Annotated in this window: 3 protein-coding genes; 2 read left to right on the top strand and 1 reads right to left on the bottom strand. The window is 70.6% G+C overall.

What is annotated here, in order from left to right; all coding sequences use genetic code 11:
- Positions 1-56 precede the first annotated feature (56 nt).
- Both IZR01_RS48035 and IZR01_RS48030 read left to right on the top strand, forming a co-directional pair.
- Positions 57-2,648 (top strand): polynucleotide kinase-phosphatase, encoded by a 2,592-nt coding sequence (locus IZR01_RS48035; RefSeq protein WP_369125527.1) that lies wholly within the window; start codon positions 57-59, stop codon positions 2,646-2,648.
- A 104-nt stretch (positions 2,649-2,752) separates the two neighbouring features.
- Positions 2,753-3,589, top strand: coding sequence for a GNAT family N-acetyltransferase (locus IZR01_RS48030; protein ID WP_194927759.1), 837 nt, complete (start codon positions 2,753-2,755; stop codon positions 3,587-3,589).
- Positions 3,590-4,858: 1,269 nt separating this feature from the next.
- On the opposite strand, the gene IZR01_RS51845 is transcribed toward IZR01_RS48030, so the two are convergent.
- The coding region (locus tag IZR01_RS51845) for a hypothetical protein (protein WP_228561394.1) at positions 4,859-5,101 on the bottom strand (243 nt) is incomplete at its 5' end.

The raw sequence follows: 5,101 nt of genomic DNA, 5'->3' as shown, positions 1-5,101 counted from the left end.
CCCCCGCCGAGCTGCCTCCGACCGCCGCCGAGCTGCCCCCGACCGCCGCCGCCGAGCTGCCTCCGAACGCCCCCGCGGCCCTGCCGCTGGCCGTCCCCGAACTCTCCCTGGTCGTCCTGATCGGCACCAGCGGCTCCGGCAAGTCCACCTTCGCCCACAAGCACTTCCGCCCCACCGCGATCGTCTCCTCCGATGCCTGCCGGGGCATCGTCGCCGACGACGAGAACGACCAGTCGGCCACCCCCGAGGCCTTCGCGCTCCTGCACCACATCGCCGGGGTCCGGCTGCGGCGCGGCCTGCTGACCGTCGTCGACGCCACGAACGTGCAGGCCAAGGCGCGCGAGTCGCTGGTGAAGCTGGCGCGCGAGCACGATGTGCTGCCGATCGCGATCGTCCTGGACCTGCCCGAGCGGGTCTGCGTCGACCGCAATGCCCAGCGCGCGGATCGCGCCGACCTCCCGGCCCGGGTGGTCTCCCGGCAGCGCCGCGAGATGCGCAGCGGTCTGCGGAACCTGGCGCGCGAGGGCTTCCGCAAGGTGCACGTCCTCAAGGGCGTCGAAGAGGTCGACGCGGCGGTCATCGCCTACGAGAAGGCCTACAACGACAAGCGGGAGCTGACCGGGCCGTTCGACGTCATCGGCGACGTCCACGGCTGCCGCGCCGAACTGGAGACGCTGCTGACCACCCTCGGCTACGTCCTGACCCGCGACGCGCAGGGCCGCTCGGTCGACGCGGTGCACCCCGAGGGCCGCACCGTGGTGTTCGTCGGCGACCTGGTGGACCGCGGCCCGGACACGCCCGGCGTGCTGCGACTGGCGATGGGCATGGTCGAGGCCGGGAACGCGCTGTGCGTCAGCGGGAACCACGAGAACAAGCTGGTGCGCGCCCTGGACGGCCGGAACGTGAAGGTCGCGCACGGTCTGGCCGAGTCGCTGGCCCAGCTCGGAGCCGAGGAGGAGGACTTCCGCAAGCGGGTCCGCGCCTTCTGTGACGGCCTGATCAGCCACTACGTCCTGGACGACGGCAAGCTGGTGGTGGCGCACGCCGGTCTGAAGGAGGAGTTCCACGGCCGCGCCTCCGGGCGGGTCCGCTCGTTCGCGATGTACGGGGAGACGACCGGCGAGACCGACGAGTTCGGGCTGCCGGTGCGCTACCCGTGGGCCAACGACTACCGGGGCAAGGCGACGGTGCTCTACGGCCACACGCCGGTGCTGAACCTGGAGTGGGTCAACAACACGCTGTGCCTGGACACCGGCGCGGTGTTCGGCGGCAGGCTCAGTGCCCTGCGTTACCCGGAACGCGAACCGGTGTCGGTGCCGGCCGAGCAGGTCTGGTACGAGCCGGTGCGGCCGCTGGAGGCCACCACGTTCGCCGCCGCCTCCGGTGTCGTGCGCCGCGACCCCGGCGTGCTGGACCTGGACGACGTACTGGGCCGCCGGACCGTCGAGGCGCGCCACCTGGGCCGGGTCACGGTGCAGGAGGAGAACGCGGCCGCCGCGCTGGAGGTGATGAGCCGGTTCGCGGTGGACCCGCGCTGGTTGGTGTACCTGCCGCCGACGATGGCGCCGTGCGGAACGTCCGCGCTGCCGGGGTTCCTGGAGCACCCGGCGGAGGCGTTCGCGGCGTACCGGGAGGAGGGTGTCAGGGAGCTGCTGTGCGAGGAGAAGCACATGGGCTCGCGCGCGGTGGTGGTCATCGCCCGCGACGCCGACGCCGCGCGCAACCGGTTCGGCGTCGAGGACGGCACCACCGGCGCCGTCTACACCCGCACCGGCCGGCCCTTCTTCGACCGCCCGGAGCAGATCGAGGCGGTGCTGGCCCGGGTGCGCGCGGCCGTGGACGCCGCCGGGCTGTGGTCGGAGCTGGCCACGGACTGGCTGCTGCTGGACTGCGAGCTGCTGCCGTGGTCGGCGAAGGCGATGGGGCTGCTGCGCGACCAGTACGCGGCGGTCGGCGCGGCGGCGCGGGCGTCGCTGACGGCGGCCACGGCCGCTTTGGGCGCGGCCACGGCTCGGGGTCTGGACGTCGGGGAGCTGGCGGCACGCCAGGAGCGGCGGCTCACGGACGCGGTCGCGTTCACCGCCGCCTACGGCCGCTACTGCTGGCCGGTCGACGGTCTGGAGGGGCTGCGCCTGGCGCCGTTCCAGGTGCTGGCCTCGCAGGGCACGAACCACGCTGTGACCAAGGGCAACGACTGGCACATGGAGCTGGCCGACCGCCTGGTCGCCGCCGACCCGGAGTTCTTCACCCGGACCGAACGGCGCGTCGTGGACCTGGCGGACGAGGCGTCGGTGGCCCAGGCCACGGCGTGGTGGCAGGCGATGACCGCGACCGGCGGCGAGGGCATGGTGGTCAAGCCGCTGCCCGGCTTCACGGCCGGTCCGCGCGGCCCGGTGCAGCCCGGCGTGAAGTGCCGCGGCCCGGAGTACCTGCGCATCATCTACGGCCCCGAATACCTGGAGCCGGAGAACCTGGAGCGGCTGCGCCGCCGGGGCTTGGGCCGCAAGCGCTCGCTGGCGAGCCGCGAGTACGCGCTGGGGCTGGAATCGGTGGAGCGGTTCGTCACCGGGGAGCCGCTGTGGCGGGTGCACGAGGCGGTGTTCGCGGTGCTGGCTCTGGAGTCCGAGCCGGTGGACCCGCGCTTGTAGGCGGGTGCGGGTTCGTCGCGAGCGTCTCGCGAGTATCACCGGCAGCTGGTGTCCGCCGGTGATACTCGCGTGCAGGTGGGGAGCGCCGTGTGCCACCGTGAATCATGACCTGGCACCTGACATCAGATCTGGACGAGTTCGAGGCGGCGGCCGGAGACTTCCTGCGTGCCGATCCGGTGCGGAACACGGTGCTGCTCACCGTGGTGGCGTCGCTGCGGGCATCCGGTGCCGGTGCCTATAGCGACGTGCCGCCATACTTCGGCTGGTACGCCGACTCGGAGACTCGGGCCGCTTTCCTGCGGACGCCTCCGATGCCGGTGATCGTCACCGACGCACCGGCGGGCGCCATGGAATCGCTGGTCGCGGTGCTCGGCGGGGTCCTCGACGGGGTGCCGGGTCTCAACGGCCCCTCGGAGACCGTCGCGGCGTTCGCAGAGGCCTGGCATGCCGCGACCGGCCGGCAGCCGACCGTGGCTGCCGACCGACGCCTGTACCGCCTGACCGAGCTGGTTCCGCCGCGGCCGATGCCGGCCGGCGGTGCCCGGCCGGTGGGCGACGTCGACCGCGAACTGCTCGCCGGCTGGTTCACCGGCTTCGCGGGCGACGTCGGCGAGGCGATGCCCGACGCCGCGCGCGCCGTGGACCGGCGCCTCAGGAACGGCGAACTGTTGCTGTGGGAGGCCGACGGCGTTCCCGTCTCTCTGGCCGGCAACACGACGCCGGTCGCCGGCGTGGCGCGCGTGGCGCCGGTCTACACCCCCGCCACACTGCGGGGAAAAGGCTATGCGGCGGCGGTGACCGCCGCCGTCAGCCGGCGTGCCCTGGACGCCGGTCACGAGGTGATCCTGTTCACCAACCTGGCCAATCCCACCAGCAACGCCCTCTACCAACGCCTCGGCTACCGCGGCATCGGCGACTGGTCGCTGATCGAGCTCGGGTGACTGGTGCCTTATCGGGCAACGTTTGCTGGCCGGGTTACGGTTGGTTTGTGGGTTTTAAATGCTTTTTACGGCCTTCGGTCATAGTTGTGCCGGTTCGGGGTTCGGGGTGGCGGGTGTGTTTGTCGGCTGCTGGTTCGCGCGTTCACAACCTCGCCGCACCTCAGGCCTCTTCAACTCCAGCAAGTCAGAGCAAGAGCCAGATCAAGGTCAACAGCAAGAGCCACAAGCAAGATCAAGGTCAAGAGCAAGAGCCACAAGCAAGATCAAGGTCAAGGGCTGTGATGAAGAGCCGGGCCTCCGGCGGGCCTCGGCAACCTCAGGGAAACTTGCGCGGTTCCCTCGGGTGGCTGGGTCAGTCTCAGCGGCGGCGGTTTGTGGGGTGGTGCGGTCCGTTCCCCTCGGTCGCGTCGTCAGCCCGGGGGGTACAGCACCGGTGTCCGGGGGTAAAGTCCGCGCGCTGCGGTTGGGTGTGTGAGCTGCGGTTTTGTTCAGCGCGAACTTGACCCCCGGCCACCGGCACTGTAGGCGAAGCCCTGCCGACGCGACCGAGGGGAACGAACCGAAAACCAGCCGGAGAAATACAAAACGCAGGGTCCGAGGACACCGGTTGGCTGGTGCGGCTGCCGGTGAGGTCTTGGTGGCGGGTCGGTGGTCGGTTGGTCGGGAACATGCCCGGGTGCGGTAGGCGGCATGCTTTGGTGGCCAGGTCTATCTGTCATCCGGCGGCGGCGATCTTGGCGGCCGGGCGATCCCGCGCCCACACCTGCACCCGCCAACCCAGAATGCGCCTCCCCGGAACTGCTGCGCCCGCCAGACCAGAATGCGTACCTTCGGGACTGCTGCGCTGCCAGCCCCCAGACCAGCGGCTGAGCTCGCCAGCCCAGAATGTGCACCTTCGGAACTGCCGCGCTGCCAGCACCCTCACCCAGCCGAACTCGCCGGGCCGCCGGTACCTCACCCCCCCGTTTTGTATTTCTCCGGTCGGTTTTCGGTTCGTTCCCCTCGGTCGCGTCGGCAGGGCTTCGCCTACAGTGCCGGTGGCCGGGGGTCAAGTTCGCGCTCTGAGAACCGCCGCCTGCCCGCCCGACCGCAAGCGCGCGGACTTTACCCCCGGACACCGGTGCTGTACCCATCGGGCTGACGACGCGACCGAGGGGAACGGACCGCACCACCTCAGGGACCGCCGCCGCTGAGACTCACCCGGCCACCCTAGGGAACCGCGCTAGTTTCCCTGAGGTTGTCGAGGCCCGCCGGAGGCCCGGCTCTTCATCACAGCCCTTGACCTTGATCTTGCTTGTGGCTCTTGCTGTTGACCTTGATCTGGCTCTTGCTCTGACTTGCCGGAGTTGAAGAGGCCTGAGGTGCGGCGGGGTCGTGAACACAAGAACCGGCAGCCGACAAACACACCCGCCGACCCGAACCCCGAACCGGCACAACCATGACCGAAGGCCGTAAAAAGCTTTGAAATCCACAGACTAACAGCAGCTCGGCCCGCAAACTCCATGCCCCGCA

This window comes from Catenulispora pinisilvae (genome assembly GCF_015356865.1).
GTDB lineage: Bacteria > Actinomycetota > Actinomycetes > Streptomycetales > Catenulisporaceae > Catenulispora > Catenulispora pinisilvae.
The sequence above is the reverse complement of the archived record's forward strand: the minus strand, read 5'-3'. Positions and strand labels throughout refer to the sequence as shown.

Excerpts from the sequence above, each read along its gene's own strand:
- IZR01_RS48030 (WP_194927759.1), top strand. The coding sequence starts at position 2,753 with ATGACCTGGCACCTGACATCAGATCTGGACGAGTTCGAGGCGGCGGCC.